Consider the following 24,602-nt stretch of genomic DNA (forward strand, 5'->3'; position numbering starts at 1 on the left):
CCCGCAGCGGCATCATTTGCGGCTCGATGCGAGCCGCAAATGCGATGCCGAGTGACGGCGGCGTTCCCGGTTTGACCCACGCCGCTCGCGCGTGGGTTCGCCGGGAACGCCGCTGTTTTCATTGGGGCCTGGCGCTAACGCAGGCGTTGTTCCCGGCGCCTCCTGGGTGCCATCCCCCTCTTCCAGCCTGAACCCGGCCACGGTGCGCGCCAGCGCAATCGCCTGCATCTGCAGCATGCACGCGGCGCTCGCGGCTTCCTCGACCAGCGTGCAGTTCTGGCGTGTGACCTGGTCCATCTGCACGATCGCCTGACTGACGCCCTGCAACTGCTTGGCCTGGCCATCGCCGGTCGAGCCAATCCGCCCGACGAGATGTTCGACATCGCGCACCGAACTGGCGATGCGCTGCATATTGCTGCCAGCGTGCAGCGCCCATGCCTCGCCGCCGTCGATCTGCGCCACCGACTGCGCGATCACGGCGCGGATTTCCTGGCTGGCCGCGGCCACCCGCCGCGCCAGCGCGCGCACCTCGGTCGCCACCGCTGCCAGATCCGTGGCGCTCATTGGCGCACGCGAGGCGTCCAGCGCCGCATTCAACACCCGCGTGCCCGTTTCGCCTGCCGCCACTTCCAGCGCATCGACGATCGCCATCACCTGCTGCGCGCTGCGCCGGCTCGCGTCGAGCGTGGTCACGAGGCGCTCGACGACACCGCCGCCGTCCTGCGCAACGTCGCCGGCGCCGGCAGCGAGGCGGTTGGCGGCGCGGGCATCGTCGACGTTGTCACGCACGTTCGCCGCCAGCGCTTGCAGCGTGTCCTCGGTGTCGGCCAGCGCCCCGGCGCGGTACACGGCGCGGCTGCCCAGGCTCAGGCTCCCGAGCTTGATGTCGCGCGAGGCCGCGCCGATCGTGCGCGCTGCTTCGGCCACCGTGCACAGCATGCCATTCAGATTGCGGATGCTGGCATCGAGCAGGCGCGAGGTGTCGGCGATTTCGTCGCTGCCGTAGTCACGTTCCTGCACCGTGAGGTTGCCGCTGGCCAGGCTGCTGGCAGCCAGGCCGATGCCGCGGATCTCGCCAAGCAGGATGCGGCGCACGGCGAACGTAATGGCCAGCGACAGACCGATCGCCAGCACCAGCACGGTGGGCATCAGCAGCGAGACCATGCGAAAGTCGGCCTTGGCCCCCGCGGCGGCCTGGCGCGCCAGCGTGTCTTCGAGCGCGCTGAGACCGGCCAGGCGCTGGTCGACCAGCGCGTACGCGGCTTCGGCCTTCTGCATCGCGTTGGCGCTGATCGAGCCGTCCAGTGGCGCGAGCTCGATGACGTCGCGCACCGCGCGCGCATAGCGGCGCTGCGCCTGCGCGGCCTGCTCGACGTGACGCAGCTCGGCGCCGGTCAGCGGACCGGTCGACAGCGTCGTGAGGCCAACCGCAATGCGCCCGTGCTGCGCCAGGATGTCGCGCCGCAGCGGCTCGGTGCGGGCCGGCGGAAAGCTGCCGCCCATCCAGCTCAGGTAACGGTAGATGTCGGCATGCGCCTTGTGCGACTGCGTGCCCAGACTGGCGGCAGCGTGCAGGCTGGCGGCGCGCTGGCCGACGATCGATTCGAGCGATGCATTCTGGCGTGCCAGCGCGACATAGGCCGCCCAGGACAGCACCAGCAGCAGCACGAGGACAGCGCCCGGGGCCAGCAGCAATTTGGGGCCGATACGCAGGCGACTCAGCATAACGCCCCCGACGGCAGCGTGGCACAGCGCGTGGCGTATGGCGGTAACGTCATGGCATCCTCACTTGAGTTCTCGCGCACCATTTCCTCAGTGCATTCATGACTGTACGTCGCGTGTCACGCGTTTCGTTTGTGATGGCGCAAACCCGGCCCGGCCACCGGCCGCGCAACAACGCAAGCTACCGGGCCACTGACTGAGCAATTGCCTCCCAGATACACCCTCGCGCACCCGCACGCGCTACACTGCGGGTATGACAGTTTTTGTTTTCCGCGGACGCCACCTGCTGTTGCCCACCCTGCTCGTGCTGTCGCTGGCACTGCACCTGCTGGCCATCATGTGGCTCGATCCGCGTCCCGCGCCGCGCCTGGCGGCGACGGGGCCACTGACCGTGACGCTCGCGGATCCCGGCGCCAGCACGTCGCTGCCAGCGGTGGCGCCGCCTGTGCGGATGCCCGCAGCCCCGCCGGCCCCAGCAGCCCCGTCCGCACCACCCACCCCACCCGCTCCCCTGCCGCAGGACCTGCCTGCGACCGCCGAACCTCCATTCAGCCCGCCCACGGCAGCGCCGCCAGCCGCCAGCGACCGCGCAGCTCTGCCGCAGCAGGACACGAGTCCGCCCCAGAGGCCCAGCCAATACCGCACCGCCTCGCACGATTCGGTGCGCATCGATTACTGCGTCAACGGGGTGAATGGCGGCGACGCGCGTCTGGCCTGGGAAACGGATGGCAGCAGCTACCGCCTGGAACTGGATGGGATACTGGGCGAGATCGTCAGCGAAGGCGGTCTGGACGACGCCGGGATGTCGCCGCGCCGGACCAGCGAGCAATGGGGTGCAGGCCGGGCGACGACGGTGTTCGACCGCGCACGCGGCCAGATCGTCGATGGCGTCACCGGACGCAGCGCGCAGCTGCTCCCCGGCAGCCAGGACGCTGCCTCGGTGCTGCTGCAATTGGCCAGCATCGGCCAGGCCGACCCGGACCAGTTGCGCAGCAGGCTGGCGTTCTGGGTGGGCGGCGTGACTGGCGCGCGCGTGGTGTATTTCGAGACCGCAGGTCAGGAATCCCTCGACACCAGGATCGGCACGCTGGAGACAGTGCGCCTGGTGCGGCTGGCCGACGATGGCGCGCCGCAACTGGAGGTGTGGCTGGCGCCAGCGAAGGCCTGGCTACCGGTGCAACTGCGCCTGAGCGGACCTGATGGCGCGGTGCGCACGCAAACCGTCTGCGCGATCAGCGCCGCGCAGACGAATTAACAGCAGCGCAAACAACGTAGGGTGGACGGCTGCGCCGTCCACGCGTTCAATCAACCCAGGCACGCGCCGACATCAAGCCAGCTTGACCGCGTGCTCACGCGTTGCGTGGAACGTCAGCTTCGGCCAGCGTTCCTGCGTCAGGCGCAGGTTCACGCCGGACGTGGCCAGATAGGCCATATTGCCGGCTGCATCGTAGGCAACGTTGTGACCCAGCGAGGCTTCGAAGTCGGCCAGGTTTTTCTTGTCGTCGCTCGACACCCAGCGCGCACTGCTGATGCTTGCGCTTTCAAACACGGCATCGACGCCATATTCGTTGAGCAGGCGGCTGGCGACCACCTCGAACTGCAGCACGCCGACCGCGCCCAGGATCAGTTCGCCACCCAGCACCGGCTTGAACACCTGCACCGCGCCCTCTTCGCCCAGCTGCTGCAGCCCCTTGTGCAACTGCTTCATCTTCAGCGGATTACGGATGCGCACGGAGCGGAACAGCTCCGGTGCGAAGTACGGAATGCCGGTGAAGCTGAGCATCTCGCCTTCGGTGAAGCTGTCGCCGATCTGCATATTGCCGTGGTTCGGCAAGCCGATGATGTCGCCGGCGAATGCCTCTTCGACCTGTTCGCGGCTCGAGGCCATGAACGTCACCACCGACGACAGCTTGACGTCGCGGCCAAGGCGCAGGTGCTTGACCTTCATGCCCTTTTCGAAACGCCCCGAGCACACGCGCAGGAACGCGATGCGGTCGCGGTGGGCCGGGTCCATATTGGCCTGGATCTTGAAGACGAAGCCGGAGAATGGCTGCTCGTCCGGCTTGACCGCGCGCACCGTGGCGTCGCGCTCGCGCGGCGATGGCGCCCAGTCGACCAGGGCCGACAGGATTTCGCGGACGCCGAAGTTGTTGATGGCCGAGCCGAAGAACACCGGCGTCTGCACACCCGACAGGAAGCGCTCGAGGTCAAATTCGTGCGAGGCGCCGTGCACCAGTTCGACTTCCATCTTGAGCTGCTCGATTTCGAGCGGGAACATCTCGGCCAGGCGCGGGTTGTCGATGCCCTTGACGATCTCGAAGGCGCCGTCGGCTTTTTCTTCGCCCGCCTTGAACAGCATGATCTCGTCCTTCAGCAGGTGGTACACCCCGCGGAAGTTCTTGCCCATGCCGATCGGCCAGGTCACCGGCGCGCATTCGATCTTGAGCACCGATTCGACTTCGTCGAGCAGTTCGAGCGGATCGCGCGTTTCGCGGTCCATCTTGTTCATGAACGTGACGATCGGCGTGGCGCGCATGCGGCACACCTCGAGCAGCTTGATGGTCTGCGATTCGACGCCCTTGGCGGCATCGATCACCATCAGCGCCGAGTCGACCGCCGTCAGCACGCGGTAGGTGTCTTCCGAGAAGTCCTGGTGGCCCGGGGTGTCGAGCAGGTTGATGACGTGGTCGCGGTAATCGAACTGCATCACCGACGAGGCCACGGAAATGCCGCGCTGCTTCTCGATGTCCATCCAGTCGGACGTCGCATGGCGACCGCTCTTGCGGCCCTTGACGGTACCGGCCAGCTGGATCGCGCCCGAGAACAGCAGCAGCTTTTCGGTCAGCGTCGTTTTACCGGCGTCGGGGTGGGAAATGATGCCGAAGGTGCGGCGGCGCGCGACTTCGCGCGCGATCGTGCCGGCCTGGCGGTTGGCGGCGACTTCAAGGTCGGCGCCTGCGCCGGACGGATCGTCGGCGCTGGAAATATCGGTGTCGTTGGCCATAATCGAGCCCAGTTGTGGACCTGTGACGGCCCTTGTCGGAAAACCCTCGATTTTACCGTCTCGGGCACGCGCCGTGTGAACAGAATACGGCGCGCGCCCGGGCAGGCACAGCGTGTGGCGTCAGTCGCGCACGCGGCGCCAGCCGGTGCGGCGGGCATCCTGGCTGGTGGCCGACGTTACCTCGGACGTGATGGTGTCGCCCTTGGCGGTGGTGGTGACCATCTTCAGCGCGCCCGACGGCAGGCGCACGATGATGAAGCCCACGGCCGCCGCATCGCCCGACAGCAGAGAACCGGCAATGTCGCCGGCACCGTCGCCGGCGACATTGCCGGATACGGCGCGACCGGTGCAGACATCCAGATGGTAGGCGTAACTCGAGCCGCCCACGTTGCAGGCCGTCGATGACTGCGGCAGGTTCGTCACCACCGACAAGGTGCCTGCGACGATCTTCGGATCGAGGTTGACCCGTTCGCCCGCGTTCTTGTCGAAGTCGATGAACCAGCCGGCCTTTGCGCCCAGATTGACGATCGCCCCACCAACGGTGAAGCGGTTCGAGCGCGGCACCAATGGCTTCGCGGGGTTATACGGCACGGTCTCGGTGAACTGGCGCTCCGAGAACGTGTCGGCGGCGCGCCATTTGGCATCGGCCACCGGCGTACCCGTGTCGGCCAGCACGTACACGCTCTGCTCGCCGACATCCTTGATGTCGATGTAGTCGAGCATGCGGCCGGTGCCGAAGGTCACGACGCGCCGCGTCGGCGACGCGTCCGCCCCCTGCCCGGTCGTATCGACCTGGCACAGCGCCACGTCGGGCCGCGACGTGATCGGCTGGTTGACGCCGGCACTGCCCATGCGCACCCGCGCCACCTTGGCGCCGGTGAAATCGAAGCGCCACATCTGGCCGAAGTTGTCGCCCCCGTACAGGTAGGTCACCAGCGGATCGGTGTTCGGGTTGGCGGTGATCGCCGTGATCTTGGCCAGGCCGGACGGATCGGCCACGCCGCTGCCCGAGCCGATGCCACCCGAGCCGGTGGTCAAGAGGCCCGTGTCGGCGTGGGTGATGTCCCGGTCGCCCAGGTTCAGCACCTGCTGGCCGGTCGCGACATCGACCACGAACAGGATCCCCTTGCCGCTGCCGCCGGCCACGCCGTCCGCATCGGGAATATTGTTGTAGCCCGATGTCAGGAACGTTACCCAGCGCTGCTTGTCGTTGCCGTTGGCGTCCTTGCCGTCCTTGATGGTGCCGAACTGCGGATTGCCGAACGTGAAGCCCATCTCGGGCTGGTGCAGGGGGCCGGCGCAGACGGTGGCGTCGGCGCAGATTTCCCACAGCGGCGCCGGCGCATCCGGATCGGTGACGTCCAGTGCGTAGTAGCCCCGGCCGCCGGCGTTCAGGCCCGCGACCAGGATCGTGCGCCAGGCGCCGTTGATCTGCACGTCCGCCAGTTCGGGCGAACCGTCGACCGTGAACTGGTGCTCGGTCGCATAGCCCACGCTGGCCTGGCGGTACAGTTTCTTCATCGTGATGCGCGGCATGTAGGCCCACATTTCGGTGCCCTTGACGGCGTCGAACGCATGCAGCATGCCGTCATTGGCGGCGATGAACACGGTCGGCTTGCGTCCGGCCTGGGCCGCCTTGTAGGCGTCGTAGCCTTCGGCCACGTAGCTCTTGCGCGCGCCGCGCAGGTAGGCCGGCTTGGACGAGGCGATGTCGCCCAGCACCACCGGCTGCGCCGGCTTGTCCGGTTCGATCTCGGTCTCGCTCGGGCCGGAATAGCCGCGCAGGATCACGTTGTTGGCGTATTGCTGGTGCCCGCGCAGCCAGTTGACGATCGTCTCGCCATTGTTGACGATCGCCTGGTTTGCGCTGTTCAGGTTGGCGCATTGCGACATCAGCGAGCACTTGTTGGCGAACCAGGCACGGTCGGCGCCCATGTCCGCGTACACGAGATTCTTGCGCGTGCCGCTGACCGGGTCGCGGTACCAGATGGTGCGCGTGTCGCTGGCAGCGGCCACCTGCTGGCCGAGGGTCCAGGACGAGCTCCAGATCACTTTCTTATCGACCTCGCCGGTCACCGGGTCGAGTACCCGCTTGGCCAGGTTGCCAGTCCACTTCACCGTGGTGAATGTCGACGAGAAGATGTCGGCGTCATCCAGCGTGATGTTCGGTGTCGAGGTAGCTGCAGAGGCGGCCGCGCCGGTCGCCTGGCGGATGTCGTTCAGAGCCTCGTTCAGCCCTTCGACCACCTGCTGCGGATCGGACGCAGCAAAGTACTTGCCGCCGCCATTGATGGCCGCGTGCCACAGGTCGTCCACGCGCGACTGGTAGGTATCCGACAGCGCCACCTTGTCGACCACTGGATCGGGCCAGCGGTACACGCCGTCGCTCGTCCAAGGGCAACCGACAGCCACCTTGTTGATGATGTTGTCGAGGTCGCCGCCCGACTCGCGCGCGGTATCGTACTTCGGCTCGTAGGTCATGACGCCGTCCACGCCCAGTCCCAGGCCATAGGTGCGCATGTGCAGGCGCTTGTTGCGGTCGCCGGCCACGACGCCGTCGTCGCCTTCGAGCTCGGGACGCAGCGAATTGTCCTTGGCGGCCGGGGCACGCGTGTTGCGGCCGCCGTTGTACCAGTACAGCGCGACGTCGGCCAGAGACGGCTTGGCTTGCGCGCTGGTGTCGACGCAGCCGGTGTCCTGGGTACAGAAGCGCGCCGGATCGTCCTTGTTGTCGTTGTTGACGACATCGGCGACGCTGCCGCCGTTCCAGTAGCCGTCGGTCGTGACGAACGTGAAGTTCTGCTGGCAGGGGAATTCGATCACTTCGGCGCCCTGCGCCTGCTTGAAGATCCCCTTGTTGGCAAACATATTGCCCATCTCGTTCAGGGCCAGCCGCACCGGCGTGCCGCCGGCGCTGTTCATTTCATACAGCGCCTTGTACCAGGCGGTGCGATCGCCCCCGGCGAACGACTTCGGATACAGGATCTGGTCGTTGCCCATGTAGTCGGTCTGGTTCGCGGCGCGCTGCAGGCCCACCAGGCCCACCTTGTAGTCCTTGTCCAGCGGCTGGAACGCATGGCCCACGGCCGTCTTCATCATTTGGTTGCGCGACTTGTAGTAGGCATACCAGTTGGCGAAGTTGGTCATTTCTTCGTCGTAGGTGCAGGAGGTTTCGGCCCGGCAGTCGGTGCGCGCCTCGGTGCGTGGGTAGGCGTCGCGCGTGGCGACGATGTCGGTGCGCGTGAATACGCCAGTATCGACGCCTGACACCGATGTCGGCACCTGGTCGGTCACCGCTGCCACGGACGTGAAGGCGAGCGTGTTGCGGTTATTGATCGCGCCAATGGTGGCAGCGGTCCCGGCGGCCGACAGCGGGCCCACCAGGCACAAAGCCGTCGATGGCGCCGCCGCGCACTGTGGCGTAATGCCGTTGCCGCCGACGTACGCCTTGACGGTGCCGCCAGTGCCAATTTCGGTGGCGAGCTGCGTGGCGATCTGCGCGGCCGTGCCCCTGCGCGTCAGCTCGAGGCCGCGACTGAACCAGGTCTGGCCGGCAAAGCGCAGATTGGTCAGCACGCTGCGCGTGTTATCGCCGGCGATGCCGCTGAACTGCAGCAGCGCCGTGACGCGGGCGCCCGATTCGACGATCAGTTCTTCGGCCGTGCGGCTGCCTTCCCTGACGACCTGGCAGCCGTTCTTGTCGGTGGTGCGCGGGCAGGCAATCGGGAACACAGCTAGCATGTTGGCCGCCGGCAGCGTGATGCCATAAGTTGAACAGGCGGGCGCCGTACCGGAGGCCGTCTGCACGCAGGCGTAGAACGGCCGTGCCAGTCCCATTTTGGCATTGATCGACTTGGCCAGCGCGACCGCCAGGGCAAGCTGCTCGGCGGCCGTATTGGTGCCGCCTGTCACGGTCATGGCGCCGTTGGTGATTTCCTGCAGGCCGGCCACGCTGGCCGACGTGACCTTGGTCAGCGTCAGCGTGCTGTCGGACCCGGAATTGTTGATGGTGATCGTGCTGTACCAGTTGACCGGGCGGTTCGGGTCGCCAAAGCGCGGGTATTTGTAGCTGCCCACGTACTTGGCCTGGCAGTTGGTCAGGCTCGTGCTGTCGCACCAGCGCACCGGCGCCGGCTTGCTGTAGGTCGTGTTGGGTGCGACGGCGTTCACGGCAGTCGATACGCAGCTCTGGAGCTTGCTGTCCCTGCAGTATTCGTTGACGTTCAGCCGGTAGTAATAGGCGTTGCCGGTCACGGCGTTCGGGCTGGTGTAGGTGCGGTTCGGATACGTGTAGCCGATCACGTTGCGGCGGCATTCGCCGGTACTGTCGCACCACTCCAGGTCGGGGAAACCCGTGACCAGATTGGTCTTTTGCGAGGATGCACCGGCCAGGTCCCGGTACTCGAGGCTGAAGCCGTCGGTGGTCACGTTAGTCCAGCCGCTCGTCGTGGCCCGGTTCTGCTCCGGGTACGAACTCTGGTCGGCCTTCACCGGCGGCTTGTAGCGCATGTCCGGGTTGTAGTACTGGCGGTTGAATTGCGGCGTGTGATACGGCACGTCGCCGACCGCGCATTCGCGCAGGCCCAGGGCCAGCGTGCTGCTGGCGCGGCAGGTCGTGTTGTCGTTGACGTAGTCGGGCGTGTAGGTGTACGCCATCGAACCGGAATCGTCGTACAAGAGCATCAGGTTCGGCTTGACCGTCCCGCTGCCGGTCAGGCTCATCAAGGGCATGGACGCCAGCGAGGTCGGCCCCGCCAGTGCCGGCGTGGCGCCGAGACCAAGCGACAAAGCCAGCAGCGCCAGGATGGTAGTAAGAGACTGTTTCATGCGATATCCATTCGAACGGCGATGCGCGGAGCCCGTCAGGCGCCGATCAGCACGACCATCTGGTTGATCACGTTACCGCCGCGTGCACCATCGAGGCGGGCAGTAATGACATAGTGCAGCTGCGGCGAACTGGCATACGCCGGCGCATCGGACGCCAGGCTCTCGCCAATCGCCACCGTCGTGCCGAGCTTGACAGTGTTGGCAGCGGTCTGGACGCAGCTGTTCTTCGGCTTGGGGTTATTGAACGGCCCGGTCGCCTTGCACAGGCGGTGGATCACGTACTTGATCTTGTTGCCGTCGGCGTCCTGCAACTCGACGCTGCCATTCCAGAAGGCGCTGTCGCGCGGGCTCAGGGCCGTGTTTTCCATGCTGGCGACATAGCCCTTGGCGGCATTGTCGGCATCGAGGTCGGAGCGCTTCGCGATCGCGGTCTCGCGCAGCCACTGGAACCCCGTGTGCAGGCCCAGGTCGACGGCCCGGCTCAGCGTCGCGTCGTAGGCCAGGTTGGACGCGGCCAGCGTCGTGGTATTGCTCGAGCGCAGCAGGTAGATGCTGGTCACCAGCATGACCAGCATCATGATCAGCATGACCGGCAAGGCAACGCCGCGCTGGCGGCGCGAAACGATTCGGAACGTCATGCGGTAGGCCTCCAGCTCGCGTTACGCAGCGGCACGACGGACTCGAACGCGCGGTAGCGATAGCATTTCCAGTCGATCGGGTCATCCTTGACGCCCAGGTCGAGCGTGACCGGAACAGCATCGATGCCGCTTGGCTGGTCCGTCTCGAACACTTTCAACGCTTCGGTCGTGGTGCTGCAGGCGCCTCCGGCGCCCGGGCGCTCGGGGCGCTTGTTGCGCGCGATCACGGCAATTCTGAGCGCGGCAACGCGCTGATAATCGCCTGCGCTGCCGACCACGCCATCGCCGTCGGCATCGATCATGGTGTTGGACCACTCACGCACCTGCATGCCCAGTTCCGGATCGAAGGCGGCCACGGCGCGCGTGTCGAAGCCGTACTGGGCCTTGAGGGAGACGATATTGTCGGCCACTGCCTGCGCCGTGTCGCCGCTGCTGCCGAGGTTGGTCGCGCGCAGGCGCAGTACGCCGTCCTCCACCAGCCAGGTATGAAACGGCAGATTCGCAGCCCGCCCCAGATTGAACACACGGGTGGCGCTGCCGGGGAACGTGCGGTCCAGATCGCCCGTATTGAAGCGATCGGCTGTGCTGGCAAAGCCGATGGACGGCGCATCCTGATTCAGTGTCGAGATCTGCGCCAGCGCGCACTGGCCAGCGCCGTCCTCGGGCGCGACCACGATCACGTCACCGACGGCAAAGCCGTAGGGCGTGCGGTCCAGGGCAATCTGGTTGCCGCCGTTGTAGTTCGTGGTCAGGCGCACGGTGGCCGTGCCGCTGGCCGCGCTGCCCGAGTACAGGGTCAGCTGGTCCGGCCCGGCGTTGCCATGCACGATCACGGCGGCCGCCAGCGGATGCACGGTCGCGGCCCCGCGCAGGGCCGACGTCATCGTGAACTTCTTGCTGTCGTTGAAGATGGTGTCGCACCCGGCCAGGATCGGGTCGTTCAGCCCGTAACCGGCCTGCTCGGCATCGGCGCTGATCGAGAACATCGCCATCATCCCGTTCTGCATCGATTCGGACCCGCCCAGCGCGCCATCCTTGTTGCTCTCGGAATCAGTCATCATGCGGGTGGCGAACATCACGGCCAGCAAGCCGATCACGATGCTGACCATCAGTTCCACCAGCGAAAAGCCGGCTGCCCGTGGCAGTGCGGGTGGTATGCGCGTGCTCATGCAGACCTCGACAGGTAGGTGACGATCCGGTGCCGGTTCTGCTGCGCCGTCGCGTTGCGGCACCAGCGGATCTCCACTGCCACTGCCGTGCGCTTCGTGCCCGCGGCCGGGGTGACGGCAACGACAACGCTGGCATTGGGCAGGTGTTTGGCCAGGGCCGCGTGCCAGTCCTGCAAACGCGCCCCGGGCGTGGCGTTTTCGGCCACGGCGTAGTCGCTCAGGTGGTCGAGATCGTTATTCATCACGCCGATCAGTTCGTTCGCTGCGATGGTCGCTTCGGCGCGCATGCTCGCTTCGGCCAGCGCGGCCTGCGAATTGACTTGCAGTCCCAGCGTGCCGATGAGGCCGATGGCCAGGATCAGGATCGCGATCAACGCTTCGAGCAGCGCGACGCCGCGCTGGCCGGCGCGCCCCGGGCGGCGCGGCGTGTGGCGCATGGCAGGTGGACGGCGCGGCATCATGGGCACCGGCGCGAGTCACCTGCGTCCGCGCTGGGTCGGCAGGTCACGACTGCCCCGGCCAGCGTGACGACAACCGCGCTGGCGGGAAAAGCGTCGCCGCCCCCTGCCGGTGTCAGGTCCAGCCGCGTCAACGACGGCTTGGATGTGTCGATCCACCCCAGCGCCGTGAAATACGCCGCGCTGGCGTCGCCGTCGGGCGTGACTTTCAAAGCCGAGACACGCGGCAGCGATGCCGCGCTGCGAAACACCGAGCTCGTCTTGACAGCGCCGCCACCGGGCACGACCGCCGGTTTATCGACGTCCGACCAGCGGCCGCTGGCCGCTGTGCAATCATCGCCTGCAGTTGGAAAGCACACGTCCACCTGCCAGTTGCGCTGACCACTTTGTGCATTCGCGGTAAACACCAGGCGGCTGCGGGCATTGTTGGTCAGGGCCAGACTGCGCGCCAGCGTATAACCTTCGGCATAGAACTGGGCGGCGCCGGTGCTGGTAGTGGCGCCGAGCCAGGCGCGCATGTTCGGCACGCCTACCGCCATCAGGATGGCGAAAATGGCCAGCACGACCATGGTTTCGACCAGCGTGAAGCCGGCATGGCGCACAAGGCGGAACCTGGCGCTCACTGGGTGCACGAGCCATCCTTCCGGTCGACCCAGCAGTTGTCGCTCTTCGTCCAGCCTGCAGGCACGCCGGTGGTAGCGCGCTTGCCGGTCTGGTCCAGCGTATAGACGAAGCTGGCGGCAGCCGCCCTCCCGGTTGCCACGAGCAGGTAGCCGCTGACGTTGGCGTCCTTGAGCGTGTAGGTAAAGTTGGCGGTGGCGCCCGGGACCTGGGCGAACTTGTCATAGGTACGGTTGTTCGACCAGAACTGTTCCAGTTTCGGCTGCGTGGAGGCCAGCGCGCTGTGGGCTTCGACCAGGCGCGCGCGCGTCACGTAACTCGTATAGGACGGCATGGCCATGGCGCCGAGGATGCCGATGATCGCCACGACGATCATGAGTTCGACAAGGGTGAAGCCGGATGGACGATGTTGCATGGGGGTTGCTCCTGGCCGAAAATGAATCGGTAATGTTTCCAGAAGGAATGATAACCCGGCTAGCTGTCATTTCCCTGAGGAAAGGCTGACAAAACCCTGACAAGTGCGCAGAATCCCTGTTTTATCGATGCGGGTTTGTCTGCCTGACAGCAAAACGCACGACGATGCTGGTACCGCCACCCCCGGCGTCGGCCAGATGAACCGAAGCGCCGTGCGCCAGCGCGATGTCGCGCACGATCGCCAGCCCCAGCCCGCTGCCCTGGGATTTGTCATCGAACCGCACGAAGCGTTCGAACACGGCGGCGCGGCGCGCGGCGGGAATGCCGGGGCCGGAATCGATCACGGAAAATTGCGGCGCGCCATCATCCATGCCGCACCCGACTGTCACCTGTCCGCCTGCTGGCGTGTAGCGCAGTGCATTGTCGACCAGATTGTCGATCAGATCGCGCAGCTGGAAGGCATCGCCCGTCACCGGGGCCGGCGCCAGCTCGAAGCCCAGGTCGATGTCCTTGCGGGCTGCCTTGTCGACAAAGAACTGGATCGATTCCTGCACCAGCAGCGCCAGGTCGAGTGGACCGGCATGGTCGCCCGGGCGCCCTTCCCGCGCGCGTGCCAGGGCCAGCAACTGGTTGACCTGGCGGATCATGCGCTCGTTGGCCATGCCCATCATGGCAAGCGATTGCACGGTGTCGGCATCCTGCGCGTGACGGGCATGCAGCCATTCGAGCTGCAGTTGCACGCCAGCCAGCGGCGTGCGGAGCTGGTGCGCCATGTCAGCCAGGAAGTCGCGCTGCGCGCGCGCGCCGGCTTCGACTTTGTCCAGCAGGTCATTGAAACCGCTGACCACCGGTGCGATTTCATAGGGCACGCCGTCGGCAGGAATGGGCGCGAGGTCGCCCGGTCCCCGCCTCGCCAGCTCGGCGCGAATGCGCGCCAGTGGCCGCAAGCCATTGCCGACCGACAGCCAGACAACGCCAACCAGCGTCAGCGTGCCAAGCGAGACCAGCACGACGAGCGAGCGGACAATGGCAGCGCGCAGGTCGAGGCGCTGGCGCAGCGTGCGGGCCACGCCGACGTGACGGATTCCGGCCGGCGTGGCGACCGCCAGCGCAACCACGCGCACCGGCTCGCCGCTGACGTCGGCATCATAGGCTGACATGCCAGGGCGCAATGGTGGAAAACCCGTGGTCCCTTCCAGCCGGCGGCCTTGCAGGTCGCGCACCACGAACCAGGCGCGTTCGCCCGTCGCAGCGGGGGCCACGGGCGACAGGCCGGCTGTGCCGCCAGTGGCCACGCGGCTTGCCAGGGTGGTGGCCGTGTCCATGAGGCCGGCGTCGAACGCCACCTGGGCCGGCGTCCACGCGAGGCCCGCGACCAGCGCGGCGAGCACGAGATTGACGAGCAGGATGGGTCCGAGCAGCCATTTCAGCAGGCGCAGGCGGATGCTGTTCATCGGCTGGACGGGGTCATGCGGCGGCTTCGAGCAGGTAGCCAAAGCCGCGGATGGTCCTGATCGCCACATCGGCGCCTTCGAGCTTCAGGCGCAGGCGCGAAACATAGACTTCCACGGCGTTGAGCGTGACATCGTCGCCCCAGGGCAGGATGGCGTCGAGGATCTGCTGTTTGGAGACGACGCGCCCTGCATGCTGCAGCAGGTATTCGAGCACGCCCCACTCGCGTACCGACAACTCGACCGCGCGATCGCCGATCCGTGCGCGGCGGGTGGCGCTGTCCAGGCTGAGGCGGCCGAGGGCCAGAACGGACGACGGGGGCGCATGGCGGCGCGCCAGTGCGCGGATGCGGGCAATCAGCTCGGCGGTGGCAAACGGTTTGACCAGGTAGTCGTCGGCGCCGGTTTCCAGGCCGCGCACGCGGTCTTCGACGGCGTCGCGGGCGGTCAGCAACAGCACAGGCATTGCAGCACCACGGGCGCGCAGGCGGCGTACGACCTCGAAGCCATCGATGCCGGTCAGGCCGATATCCAGCACGGCGACGTCGAAGGTGGGGACGGACGCGGTCCGTTGCAAGGCGGTGTCAGCGGCGATGCCATCGCGCACCAGCTGAACTGTCATGGCCTGCGCGCTGAGCGCGCGCAGTAAACCGTCGGCAAGCACGGGATCGTCTTCAACCAACAAGATATGCAGCCCGATGTGTAGTCCGATTTGCGGCTGAATGCGCAGCATTTGTAGGAATACCCTGTTTTGTGGACGGTGAACATCACCGCCGGCACCCCGAATTATGCGTTATTTTTTGTTTCCATAACAAAATACAACGCCTTTTGGGGCTAAAACAGGCATTTCCCCCAGTAGGACTGGGCTGACACGTGATGATGCTTGCAACCTACACCGGGGCGACTACATGTCTTATGTGCGCCAACAGACGGTGGACGTAAAGTACACACATCGCAACGAGGCAAGCACCATACGCCTTCTGACTTGCACCCGACGCACGATAGACCTAAGAGGACATAAAATGAACAACACTCAACTTGCTGGTATCACACAAAAAGCAAAAAGCCAGACCCCTGCCACGAGTGAGGCAATGAAGTCCCAGTCTAAACCGATCGTCAGCTACAGCGGTACCCAACAAAATGAATTGCTGGCAGCGCTGCCACGCATGGATCTCGAAGAAATGTTCGACCACCTCGAACTGGTGGCAATGCCATTCGGTAAAGAACTGTTCGAGTATGGCAGCAAACTGGAATACGTGTATTTCCCGACAACGGCAATCGTGTCGCTGCTGTACGTGATGGAAGATGGCGCCACGACCGAAATCGCTGTCGTCGGCCACGAAGGTGCAGTCGGTGTGTCGCTGTTCATGGGTGAGCGCGCTACCTGCTCGGCTGTCGTGCAAAGCGCCGGCTACGGTTATCGTCTGCGCACCCAGTACCTGCGTGACGCCTTCAACCGCGGCGGCGCCCTTCCACAACTGCTGATGCGCTACACCAACGCCCTGTTCGCCCAGATGGCACAGAACGCTGTCGGTGGCCGTCACAGCTCGATCGAACAGAAGCTGTGCCGCTGGTTGCTCGACCGCCTGGATCGTTCAGCAAGCAACGAACTGAAAGTGACCCAGGAACTGATCTCGATCATGCTGGGTGTGCGCCGCGAAAGCATCACTGCTGCCGCCGGCAAGCTGCAAGACGAAGGCCTGATCCAGTACCGTCGCGGTAACATCACCGTGCTCGACCGTGCTGGCCTGGAAGACTACGCTGGCGAATGCTACAAGGTCGCCAAGTCGGAATACGACCGCCTGCTGTCGGACGTCGCACGCTAAGCAGTCAACCTGGATTCGCCGCCCTGTGCGGTAGCGAATCCTGATATGCCGGCCCTGCACTCTGCGTCAGGGCCGGCGGTGTGTAAACGGTGCCTGCCACCTCATTGCCACCCGGCGCCACTGCCGGAATCAAGGCGCGAACACACGTTCCAACGTCATTCACTCCCCGCTCCACTACCAACGTTCCGCCCAATAACAAAGCACGCTCACGCATGCCAAGCAAGCCATGGGATTTCGTTCCGGTCAGCATGCCATCAGGGATACCGATGCCATCGTCGGTAATTTCCAGACCCCATCCAGTTGGCTCGCGCGTCAGGTTCACGATGACATTGCGCGCCTTCGCATACTTGGCGATGTTGTTGAGCGCCTCCTGCGTGATGCGGAACAAGGCAATGGCCTGTGTCGGACCGGCCGCATCCACATCAGGATCGATCAACGCATCGCAGTCGAGCGACGTCACATGCGCGTAATCGGTGCAGTAGCTTTGCAGCGCCGCCGACAAGCCCATATTGTCGAGCAGGCTCGGGCGCAAGTTCTCGACGATGCGGCGCTTGAGCTGCACGGTGTCGACCAGCGTGCGGCGTGCACGGCCCAGCTTGTCCGCCAAATCAGGTTCGTTCTCACGCAAGCGGTCAATGACCGTGGCCAGGTCGATGCCAATTGCCGTCAGGTTGGCGCCCATCTCGTCGTGCAGTTCGCGGGCAAGCCGTGACTTTTCTTCTTCCGACACGCGAATCAGGTGGCGCGACAGGACGGACAATTGCGCGGTACGTTCCGCGACAATGTGCTCGAGACCGTCGTTCGTCTGCTGCAACGCGTGCTCGGCATCCAGGCGCGCCCCGAAAGCCCGCTGCACCAGCTTGTAAAAGAGCAGCAGAATGATGATCGCCGCAACATTGATACTCACGCCAAACAGCGCCGCATGCCGGTATTGCTGATAAAACCCCGCAGTGCGCGACTTGAGCAGCTCGTTCTGTTCACGGGCCATGATCACCACTTGCAGGCGGATTTCATCCATCTCCGCACGCTCGTCCGGTAATGCAGCGTTCGCGACGATGTCGCCCAGACCACCGTGGCGGAATACGTCCAGAGACTGGTTCAGCAAGGCCAGCTTGCGCTGGACCAGCGCACGCAATTGCGCCAGATTGCGGGTTTGAGAAGGATTATCGGCAAGCAGCACGCCAAGTGCGCGCAGCTGGGCATCGATTTGCTGCGGCGCGCCGCGCAGCGGGCTCAGGTACACCGGATCGTTCGACAGGAAATACCCGCGCAGACTGGATTCGGCATCCGTGACGAGGAGGTTCAGGTATTGCAGCTCGTCCGAGACCTGGGCCGTCTGCGCCTGGAGCAGATTGGCATCACGCAAATCGTCGAGATTGCGCAGCAAGAATACGCCATTGATCACAAGCAGCACCACGCAAACCAGGCACACCACAGACTTGTGAAGCGGAAGACGACGGGACGGGCGCTCGGCCCGGGTGGTAGAAAAATACATCCAGACATCCTTTCACGCTGACAACGCGGCCTCGCATTCTACCTGTAAGGACGTATTGTTGCGCCGCAAAATGGCCCGACGTAACTATTTGTTGCAGTTGATGCTGATGAATACTGCTGACTTCGTTTTACAGCCGTGCAAATGACAAAACGCGCCAAGGCGCGTTGTGGGACAAATCTGATAGTAGCAACCAGCCGAGTTCTTAGTCGAGCAGATTGTTCTTCATGGCGTAATAGGTCAAGTCGGAGTTGGACTGCAGACCCATTTTTTCCATGATGCGGGTGCGGTAGGTCGACACCGTCTTGATCGACAGCGACAGCGCATTGCCGATATCGGACACGGTTGCGCCCTTCGCCAGACGCAGGAATACCTGGAATTCGCGATCGGAAAGCTCGGTGTGCAGCGCTGTGTTCGGATCGCGGTCAAAACTCTGGGCCAGCAATTCGCCAACCGTTGACGAGACGTAACGCCGGCCCTGGAACACGGTGCGCACGGCCGTCTTGAGCTCGTCCGCTTCGCATTCCTTGTTCAGGTAGCCGTTCGCGCCCATCTTGAACAGGTTCAGCGCATATTGCTGCGCCGGATAGCCCGACAGGATCAGCACGGGCAGATTGGGCTGGCCCTGGCGGATGGTGCGCAGGATGTCAATGCCGCTTTGATCCGGCATGGCGATATCGAGCAGCAGCACGTCGCAAATCTCGCGGCGCGCGATATCCAGCGCCTCACGGCCCGTGGCGCCTTCGGCCACGACTTCAAAATCGCCCGACGACGAAAAAATCTGCTTGAAACCTGCTCGTACTATCTGGTGATCGTCACAAATGGCAACGCGTATCATTGTCTTCCCTTAAATTTTCCTTGCGCAGGAAAGTGCCGGATCTGCTCCGCCCGGTTGATGCGTGTCATTCAGCATCGCGCGAGTGACATTTTAACACTCCGCAGCCTGCCTTCAACAGCGGTACGAATGCATGAGTGATCAAACGCCTTGCTTGACCCGGCGACGACCCGCTGCCTGCAAGGTCGCTAAGCGACCCGGCGCAATCTGGTACGGCAATCTTGCCGATGGCGTGAGATGTTGACCTGCACTAGGGCGCTGGTTGCGACCCGTGCTTGAGCAGATCGAGGATATCCAGCAAGCCGGCGCGCAATTTGTCGCCATCGATGGCCGGTGGGGTGTCGCGCAGGCGCTCTTCATCGAGCTCGGCCACCACGGTTGCGCGATGGTCGAGCCGGTTGCGCGCGCCGCTGATGGTAAAGCCCTGCTCGTACAGCAATTCGCGGATACGCCGGATCAGCAGGACCTCGTGGTGCTGGTAATAGCGGCGGTTGCCACGACGCTTGACGGGCTTGAGCTGGGTGAATTCCTGCTCCCAGTAGCGCAACACATGGGGTTTGACACCGCACAGCTCACTGACTTCCCCAATCGTGAAATAACGTTTGGCCGGAATGGGTGGCAGCACGGTCAGTTCGGTCTTGTTTGGTCGGTCGTTCATCGTCTATCAGGCTGCGCGCGCCATCGAACCCGAGCCCGAATTGCCTGGCCCGGCTTCTTCCACCATGGCCTTGAGCTTCTGGCTGGCGTGGAACGTCACGACGCGGCGTGCCGTAATGGGAATTTCTTCCCCGGTTTTCGGATTGCGGCCGGGCCGCTGCGGCTTGTCGCGCAACTGGAAATTGCCAAAGCCCGACAGCTTGACGGCTTCGCCGCGCTCGAGTGCATTGCGGATCTCGTCGAAGAAGGTCTCGACCATGTCTTTGGCTTCGCGCTTGTTCAGCCCGACCTGCTCGAACAGCAGTTCGGCCAGCTCGGCCTTGGTGAGCGTGGGCAATGACTGCTCTGCCTCTTTACGCACGCGCGCCACCAGCATTGCACGATCCAGGTCGGCCACGAGGGCTTCCTGGAACACGGTCGAATCAACGTCGTTATTGTTAATTTTGAGGCCCTGCCCGTAAGTCAAACGATGCCGCGGCGACAGCAACACAGATTGGGACCCGTGTGCTGTCAGCCTGGGAATGCATATTATGCACGCAGCTTCGCGTTCAGTTTGGTTGAAGCAGTGGCGAGCACCGCCGCCATAATGGCGTCGACCGCATCGTCCTGCAGTGTCGATTGAGTATCTTGCAAGCTAAAGCGGAAAGCAAGGCTTTTTTCATCCGCTTCGAGACCCTTACCGCGATATTCATCAAACAAAACAACGGCTTGCACAATCTTTCCCATAGGATTTACTGCGATTTCTGCGGTAAAAGCGTCCAGTACGGACTGGGCTGGCACGTCCTGTTTTACGACCAGCGCCAGGTCGCGCGTGGCGCCCGGGAACTTGGAAATCTCGGCATACACGGGCACGATGCGACCGCCCAATGCTTCAGCATCGACCTCGAACACAACCGGCGCTTGCGGCAGATCATACTTTTGCAGCCAGCGCGGGTGCAGCTCGCCAATCACGCCGATCTGCTGGTCGTCGAGCATGACATTGGCCGAGCGGCCCGGGTGCAACGCCGGGTGTTCCGCAGTGGAGAAACGCAGCTGACGCGGCGCGAACAATGCTTCCAGATCGGCCTTCAGGTCGAAAAAGTCGACGGCGCGCGTGGCGACATCCCATTGCTCGTCGAGCGCCGGGCCGTAGGCAATCGCGGCGACGCGCTTTGGCTGGTCGTAACCGGCCACCGTCAACGGGCCATCCATGACCGACGCGTTGCGCTTGAACACGCCGCCGACTTCAAACGCGCGCACGCGGCCAGCCTTGCGGTTGATGTTGTAGCGCACGTTGGCGACCAGGCTGCCGATCAGCGACGAACGCATCACGCTGAGCTGGCTGGCGATCGGGTTCTGCAGGCGGATCGGCTCGAGGTTGCCGGCGAAATCCTGTTCCCACGTGCTTTCGACAAAACTCATGTTGACCACTTCCTGGAAACCCAGGTCGGCCAGCTGATGGCGGATCGCGAACAGCGAGCGGGTGTTTTCCGGCTCGATCAGCATCGCGCTCGGCGCGGTGGGCGGCCGGGTCGGAATGTTCTCGAAGCCATAGACGCGCGCGACTTCTTCGATCAGGTCTTCCTCGATCTCGATGTCGAAACGGTAGGTTGGCGCCGTCACATGGAACACGCCCTCTTCCTGCACGAAGCCCAGTTGCAGGCGCGTGAAGATGTCGGCGATCACGGCATCGGTCAGCGGCACGCCGATCACTTGCGCGGCGCGCGCCGTGCGCAGCACTACGGGTGTGCGCACCGGCAGGTTGACGATCTGGTCGTCGATCGGGCCGACCTTGCTGTCCGGCGTGCCGCAGATGTCGATCAGGAGCGCCGTGATGCGCTCGAGGTGCTCGGGCACGGTCGCGTAGTCAACGCCACGCTCGAAGCGGTGCGCGGCATCGGTCGAGAAGTTGAAGCGGCGGGCACGGCCCTGGATGGCGTTTGGCCACCAGAATGCCGCTTCCAGATAGATATCGGTGGTGTCGAGCGACACGGCGGTCGAGTCGCCGCCCATGATGCCGGCCAGCGATTCGATCTGCTGTTCATCGGCGATCACGCCCACCCACTCGTCGACGGCAACCGTGTTGCCATTCAGGAGCTTGAGCGATTCGCCAGTCTTGCCCCAGCGTACGTCGAGGCTTCCGTGGATCTTGGCCAAGTCGAACACGTGCGACGGACGGCCGACTTCGAGCATCACGTAATTGGAGATGTCGACCAGGGCCGACACCGAGCGCTGGCCGCTGCGTTCCAGGCGGCGCTTCATCCATTCTGGCGTGGCGGCGCGCGCATTCAGGCCGCGGATCACGCGGCCGGCGAAACGGCCACACAGGTCCGGTGCCGACACTTTGACGGGCAGGATTTCATCGCTGTTGACCGCCACTGTGCGGGTCGGCTCGAACATCAAAGGTGCACCGGTCAGGGCTGCCACTTCCCGCGCCACACCCAGCACGGACAGGCAATCGGCCTTGTTCGGCGTGAGCTTGATCGTGAATTTCAGGTCGTCCAGGCCCAGGTAGTCGCGAATGCTCTGGCCCACCGGCGCATCGGCCGGCAGTTCCATCAGGCCATTGCTCTCTTCGGAGATGCCCAGCTCTTTACTCGAGCACATCATGCCCTGCGACTCGACGCCGCGCAGCTGGCCAACCTTGATTTCAAACGGCTTGCCATCGGTGCCTGGCGGCAGCACGGCGCCGGCTTTCGCGCAGATCGCTTTCATGCCGGCGCGCACGTTCGGCGCACCGCACACGATATTGAGCAAGGTGCCGGTGCCGACATCGACCTGGCACACGTTCAGGCGGTCGGCGTTCGGGTGCTTGACCACTTCCTTGACCTCGGCCACGACGACGTTCGAGAACGGTGGCGCGACCGCTTCGACCTCTTCCACTTCGAGGCCCGACATGGTGAGCAGGTGCGACAGCGCGCCGGAGTCGATCTGCGGATTGACGATCGAGCGGAGCCAGTTTTCGGAGAATTGCATAATCTTTGTGCCTCAGCGTCGAATTAATTGAACTGCTTCAGGAAGCGCAGGTCGCCTTCGTAGAACAGGCGCAAATCGCTGATTCCATAACGCAGCATCGTCAGGCGCTCGAGGCCGGAGCCGAACGCGAAGCCGATGAATTTTTCCGGGTCGAGCCCGAAGTTGCGCACCACCGTCGGGTGCACCTGGCCGGCGCCCGACACTTCGAGCCAGCGGCCCTTGAGCGGCCCGGAGCCGAACGCGATGTCGATCTCGGCCGACGGTTCGGTAAACGGGAAATACGACGGACGGAAGCGCACTTCCAGGTCGTCGGTCTCGAAAAAGGCCTGGACGAAGTTCAGGTACACGCCCTTCAGGTCGGCGAAGCTGATGTTTTCACCGATCCACAGGCCTTCGACCTGGTGGAACATCGGCGAGTGGGTCGCGTCGCTATCGACGCGGTAGGTGCGCCCCGGCGCGATGACCTTGATCGGCGGCGTGTGCGTGCGTGCATAGCGTACCTGCATCGGGCTCGTGTGCGTGCGCAGCAGCAGCGGCTTGCCGGTGCTGTCGTTGCCGTCGATGTAGAAGGTGTCCTGCATCGAACGGGCCGGGTGATTTTCGGGGCTGTTCAGTGCCGTGAAATTGGTCCAGTCGTTTTCGATCTCGGGGCCGTCGGCCACGTCGAAACCGATGGAGCGGAAGATCTGTTCGACACGTTCCCAGGTGCGCATCACCGGATGGATGCCACCCTTCGAGCGGCCACGGCCGGGCAGCGTCACGTCGATAGCTTCCATGGAAAGACGCGCCTGCAACTGCGCCTCGGCGAGCGCATCGCGGCGCGCGGTCAATGCCTGTTCGATTTGTTCTTTGGCGGCATTGATCAGGGCGCCCTGCGCCTTGCGCGCATCGGGATCGAGCTTGCCCAGACCCTTCATCAGGTCGGTGACCTGGCCGGTCTTGCCCAGGTACTTGGCTTTCGCATTTTCAAGCGCGGCGGCGTCTGGCGCCTCCGCGAAATCGGCACGGGCCGCGACGACGAGTTCTTCCAGGTTCATGCTTGTTCTTTTCCTGTTTTTCGTTGGCGGGAGACGCCAGAATCAAAAACGGGGCACAGGTGTGAACCTTGCCCCGCTTCTTTGTGCGCCACGCCCGGTGAGGGGCGCAGCACCAACTTGCTTAGCAGCTTAACGAATCAAGCAGCCAGCTTGGCCTTGACGGCGCTGACAATCGCGGCGAATGCCGGCTTGTCATGCACAGCCATGTCGGCCAGGACTTTACGGTCCAGTTCAATTGCGGACTTCTTCAGGCCGTTCATGAACACGCTGTAGGTCATACCGTGCGAACGCGATGCCGCGTTGATACGGGTGATCCACAGTGCGCGGAAGACGCGCTTCTTGTTGCGACGGTCACGGTATGCGTATTGGCCAGCGCGCATGACTGCTTGCTTGGCAACACGATATACCTTGCTGCGACGACCGCGGTAACCTTTGGCAAGGTCAAGAACCTTCTTATGACGGGCACGTGCTGTAACCCCACGTTTAACTCTAGGCATAGTAGCTCCTTAGTGTGAGATTAAGCAGATGGCATCATGCGGTAGACGGACGTGACGTCTGCTGCATTGATGTTGCGGGTGCCGCGCAGTTGGCGCTTGTTCTTGGTGGTCTTCTTGGTCAGGATGTGACGCTTGAACGCCATACCCGATTTCACAGTACCACCTGGACGCACGCGAAAACGTTTCTTCGCGCTGCTTTTGGTTTTCATTTTTGGCATAGTCATCTGCCCTCGCGGACAGTCTCATATGTAACAGGATTGCAGGTGGCAGCGACGCTGCTCTTAGATGCCTACTTTCACTTGTTTTGCAGCAGACTCAGAGCCTGCTACAACCTGCTTGTCGCAAACAGGAATCGAAGATTGTAGCACAGCTTATTCACGCTTGGATAGCTGACTGCAAGAAAGACAGGCAGTCAGCGACACCGGGCGTACGGACGCAATAAAGCCGGGCCGGGCTGCAGACAACCTCTGCAACGCGGACCCGGCTCTGGATGCTCCCGGCGAAGAATTACTTCTTCTTCCTCGGCGCGACCACCATGATCATCTGGCGACCTTCGAGTTTCGGGAACTGCTCCACCTGACCGACTGCATCGAGATCCGTGCGCAGACGCTCGAGCACACGCATACCGATATCCTGGTGGGCCATTTCACGACCGCGGAAGCGCAGCGTGATCTTGGCTTTGTCGCCTTCTTCCAGGAACTTGATGAGGTTACGCAACTTGATGTTGTAGTCGCCATCATCGGTACCCGGACGGAATTTGACTTCCTTGACCTGGATAATCTTCTGCTTGAGCTTCGCCTCATGCGCCTTTTTTTGCTCCGAATACTTGAACTTGCCGTAGTCCATCAGGCGGCAGACCGGCGGGACCGCGTTTGGCGCGATCTCGACCAGGTCGACGTTCAGTTCTTCGGCCATGCGGAACGCGTCGGCCAGACTAACGATGCCCAATGGCTCGTTCTCTACGCCGTTCAAACGCATTTCGGGATGGGTGATCTCGCC

21 protein-coding genes are annotated in these 24,602 nt (G+C 63.9%); 2 read left to right on the top strand and 19 right to left on the bottom strand.

Features of this window, described 5'->3' with window-relative positions:
* Window positions 1-12: 12 nt before the first annotated feature.
* A complete protein-coding gene (locus NX775_RS02395; protein WP_258834547.1) occupies window positions 13-1,725 on the bottom strand; it encodes a methyl-accepting chemotaxis protein in 1,713 nt (570 codons plus the stop codon).
* Between the two features lie 250 nt (window positions 1,726-1,975).
* Here NX775_RS02395 and NX775_RS02400 point away from each other — a divergent pair, with 250 nt between their 5' ends.
* Window positions 1,976-2,977, top strand: coding sequence for a DUF3108 domain-containing protein (locus tag NX775_RS02400; protein ID WP_258834548.1), 1,002 nt, complete (start codon window positions 1,976-1,978; stop codon window positions 2,975-2,977).
* Window positions 2,978-3,049: 72 nt separating this feature from the next.
* Here NX775_RS02400 and NX775_RS02405 read toward each other — a convergent pair whose 3' ends face one another.
* The 9 genes from NX775_RS02405 to NX775_RS02445 form a co-directional block, all read right to left on the bottom strand.
* A complete protein-coding gene (locus NX775_RS02405; RefSeq protein WP_258834549.1) occupies window positions 3,050-4,726 on the bottom strand; it encodes a peptide chain release factor 3 in 1,677 nt (558 codons plus the stop codon).
* A 120-nt stretch (window positions 4,727-4,846) separates the two neighbouring features.
* Window positions 4,847-9,553 (bottom strand): pilus assembly protein, encoded by a 4,707-nt coding sequence (locus NX775_RS02410; RefSeq protein ID WP_258834550.1) that lies wholly within the window; start codon window positions 9,551-9,553, stop codon window positions 4,847-4,849.
* A gap of 35 nt (window positions 9,554-9,588) precedes the next feature.
* The gene (locus tag NX775_RS02415) at window positions 9,589-10,191 is read right to left on the bottom strand and encodes a pilus assembly PilX family protein (RefSeq protein ID WP_258834551.1); all 603 of its coding nucleotides are present in this window, start codon (window positions 10,189-10,191) and stop codon (window positions 9,589-9,591) included.
* Window positions 10,188-11,360, bottom strand: a complete 1,173-nt coding sequence (locus NX775_RS02420; protein ID WP_258834552.1) for a PilW family protein — start codon at window positions 11,358-11,360, stop codon at window positions 10,188-10,190. The genes NX775_RS02415 and NX775_RS02420 overlap by 4 nt, the downstream gene beginning before the upstream one ends.
* Complete coding sequence (locus NX775_RS02425) at window positions 11,357-11,821, bottom strand: prepilin-type N-terminal cleavage/methylation domain-containing protein (protein ID WP_258834553.1); 465 nt, start codon at window positions 11,819-11,821, stop codon at window positions 11,357-11,359. The genes NX775_RS02420 and NX775_RS02425 overlap by 4 nt, the downstream gene beginning before the upstream one ends.
* Entirely contained in the window at window positions 11,818-12,450 is a 633-nt protein-coding gene (locus NX775_RS02430) for a prepilin-type N-terminal cleavage/methylation domain-containing protein (protein ID WP_258834554.1), read from the bottom strand. The genes NX775_RS02425 and NX775_RS02430 overlap by 4 nt, the downstream gene beginning before the upstream one ends.
* Window positions 12,438-12,854, bottom strand: coding sequence for a type IV pilin protein (locus NX775_RS02435; RefSeq protein WP_258834555.1), 417 nt, complete (start codon window positions 12,852-12,854; stop codon window positions 12,438-12,440). The genes NX775_RS02430 and NX775_RS02435 overlap by 13 nt, the downstream gene beginning before the upstream one ends.
* A gap of 121 nt (window positions 12,855-12,975) precedes the next feature.
* Entirely contained in the window at window positions 12,976-14,307 is a 1,332-nt protein-coding gene (locus NX775_RS02440) for a sensor histidine kinase (RefSeq protein WP_258834556.1), read from the bottom strand.
* Between the two features lie 13 nt (window positions 14,308-14,320).
* A complete protein-coding gene (locus NX775_RS02445; protein WP_258834557.1) occupies window positions 14,321-15,037 on the bottom strand; it encodes a response regulator transcription factor in 717 nt (238 codons plus the stop codon).
* Window positions 15,038-15,326: 289 nt separating this feature from the next.
* On the opposite strand from NX775_RS02445, the gene NX775_RS02450 reads away from it, so the two are divergent.
* Entirely contained in the window at window positions 15,327-16,130 is an 804-nt protein-coding gene (locus NX775_RS02450; protein WP_183553067.1) for a Crp/Fnr family transcriptional regulator, read from the top strand.
* A gap of 4 nt (window positions 16,131-16,134) precedes the next feature.
* Here NX775_RS02450 and NX775_RS02455 read toward each other — a convergent pair whose 3' ends face one another.
* From NX775_RS02455 to infC, 9 genes are all read right to left on the bottom strand, one after another.
* The gene (locus NX775_RS02455; protein WP_258834558.1) at window positions 16,135-17,625 is read right to left on the bottom strand and encodes a CHASE3 domain-containing protein; all 1,491 of its coding nucleotides are present in this window, start codon (window positions 17,623-17,625) and stop codon (window positions 16,135-16,137) included.
* A 202-nt stretch (window positions 17,626-17,827) separates the two neighbouring features.
* Window positions 17,828-18,460, bottom strand: a complete 633-nt coding sequence (locus NX775_RS02460; RefSeq protein ID WP_091873377.1) for a response regulator — start codon at window positions 18,458-18,460, stop codon at window positions 17,828-17,830.
* Window positions 18,461-18,707: 247 nt separating this feature from the next.
* Window positions 18,708-19,115 carry a MerR family transcriptional regulator gene (locus NX775_RS02465; protein ID WP_258834559.1) on the bottom strand — a complete coding sequence of 136 codons (408 nt, stop codon included), beginning with the start codon at window positions 19,113-19,115 and terminating at the stop codon, window positions 18,708-18,710.
* Window positions 19,116-19,121: 6 nt separating this feature from the next.
* Window positions 19,122-19,490, bottom strand: a complete 369-nt coding sequence (locus NX775_RS02470) for an integration host factor subunit alpha (protein WP_183553735.1) — start codon at window positions 19,488-19,490, stop codon at window positions 19,122-19,124.
* A 152-nt stretch (window positions 19,491-19,642) separates the two neighbouring features.
* Entirely contained in the window at window positions 19,643-22,069 is a 2,427-nt protein-coding gene (gene pheT, locus NX775_RS02475) for a phenylalanine--tRNA ligase subunit beta (protein ID WP_258834560.1), read from the bottom strand.
* 23 nt (window positions 22,070-22,092) lie between these two features.
* Window positions 22,093-23,106 carry a phenylalanine--tRNA ligase subunit alpha gene (gene pheS, locus NX775_RS02480; RefSeq protein ID WP_258834561.1) on the bottom strand — a complete coding sequence of 338 codons (1,014 nt, stop codon included), beginning with the start codon at window positions 23,104-23,106 and terminating at the stop codon, window positions 22,093-22,095.
* Between the two features lie 137 nt (window positions 23,107-23,243).
* Window positions 23,244-23,603 carry a 50S ribosomal protein L20 gene (rplT, locus tag NX775_RS02485; protein ID WP_183553077.1) on the bottom strand — a complete coding sequence of 120 codons (360 nt, stop codon included), beginning with the start codon at window positions 23,601-23,603 and terminating at the stop codon, window positions 23,244-23,246.
* A 20-nt stretch (window positions 23,604-23,623) separates the two neighbouring features.
* A complete protein-coding gene (gene rpmI / locus NX775_RS02490; RefSeq protein ID WP_183553079.1) occupies window positions 23,624-23,821 on the bottom strand; it encodes a 50S ribosomal protein L35 in 198 nt (65 codons plus the stop codon).
* A 289-nt stretch (window positions 23,822-24,110) separates the two neighbouring features.
* Entirely contained in the window at window positions 24,111-24,581 is a 471-nt protein-coding gene (gene infC, locus NX775_RS02495) for a translation initiation factor IF-3 (RefSeq protein ID WP_221290154.1), read from the bottom strand.
* Window positions 24,582-24,602: the final 21 nt, after the last annotated feature.

The sequence above is a fragment of the Massilia aurea genome (assembly GCF_024753205.1).
GTDB lineage: Bacteria > Pseudomonadota > Gammaproteobacteria > Burkholderiales > Burkholderiaceae_D > Telluria > Telluria aurea.

Coding starts and splice junctions, on each gene's coding strand:
- NX775_RS02435 (WP_258834555.1), bottom strand. CDS start 12,854: ATGCAACATCGTCCATCCGGCTTCACCCTTGTCGAACTCATGATCGTC.
- NX775_RS02400 (WP_258834548.1), top strand. CDS start 1,976: ATGACAGTTTTTGTTTTCCGCGGACGCCACCTGCTGTTGCCCACCCTG.
- NX775_RS02440 (WP_258834556.1), bottom strand. CDS start 14,307: ATGAACAGCATCCGCCTGCGCCTGCTGAAATGGCTGCTCGGACCCATC.
- NX775_RS02395 (WP_258834547.1), bottom strand. CDS start 1,725: ATGCTGAGTCGCCTGCGTATCGGCCCCAAATTGCTGCTGGCCCCGGGC.
- pheS (WP_258834561.1), bottom strand. CDS start 23,106: ATGAACCTGGAAGAACTCGTCGTCGCGGCCCGTGCCGATTTCGCGGAG.
- NX775_RS02455 (WP_258834558.1), bottom strand. CDS start 17,625: ATGTATTTTTCTACCACCCGGGCCGAGCGCCCGTCCCGTCGTCTTCCG.
- NX775_RS02425 (WP_258834553.1), bottom strand. CDS start 11,821: ATGATGCCGCGCCGTCCACCTGCCATGCGCCACACGCCGCGCCGCCCG.
- rplT (WP_183553077.1), bottom strand. CDS start 23,603: ATGCCTAGAGTTAAACGTGGGGTTACAGCACGTGCCCGTCATAAGAAG.
- NX775_RS02465 (WP_258834559.1), bottom strand. CDS start 19,115: ATGAACGACCGACCAAACAAGACCGAACTGACCGTGCTGCCACCCATT.
- rpmI (WP_183553079.1), bottom strand. CDS start 23,821: ATGCCAAAAATGAAAACCAAAAGCAGCGCGAAGAAACGTTTTCGCGTG.
- NX775_RS02450 (WP_183553067.1), top strand. CDS start 15,327: ATGAACAACACTCAACTTGCTGGTATCACACAAAAAGCAAAAAGCCAG.
- NX775_RS02420 (WP_258834552.1), bottom strand. CDS start 11,360: ATGAGCACGCGCATACCACCCGCACTGCCACGGGCAGCCGGCTTTTCG.
- NX775_RS02445 (WP_258834557.1), bottom strand. CDS start 15,037: ATGCTGCGCATTCAGCCGCAAATCGGACTACACATCGGGCTGCATATC.
- NX775_RS02405 (WP_258834549.1), bottom strand. CDS start 4,726: ATGGCCAACGACACCGATATTTCCAGCGCCGACGATCCGTCCGGCGCA.
- NX775_RS02460 (WP_091873377.1), bottom strand. CDS start 18,460: ATGATACGCGTTGCCATTTGTGACGATCACCAGATAGTACGAGCAGGT.
- NX775_RS02415 (WP_258834551.1), bottom strand. CDS start 10,191: ATGACGTTCCGAATCGTTTCGCGCCGCCAGCGCGGCGTTGCCTTGCCG.
- infC (WP_221290154.1), bottom strand. CDS start 24,581: ATGCGTTTGAACGGCGTAGAGAACGAGCCATTGGGCATCGTTAGTCTG.
- pheT (WP_258834560.1), bottom strand. CDS start 22,069: ATGCAATTCTCCGAAAACTGGCTCCGCTCGATCGTCAATCCGCAGATC.
- NX775_RS02410 (WP_258834550.1), bottom strand. CDS start 9,553: ATGAAACAGTCTCTTACTACCATCCTGGCGCTGCTGGCTTTGTCGCTT.
- NX775_RS02470 (WP_183553735.1), bottom strand. CDS start 19,490: ATGCTGGTGGCGCGCGTGCGTAAAGAGGCAGAGCAGTCATTGCCCACG.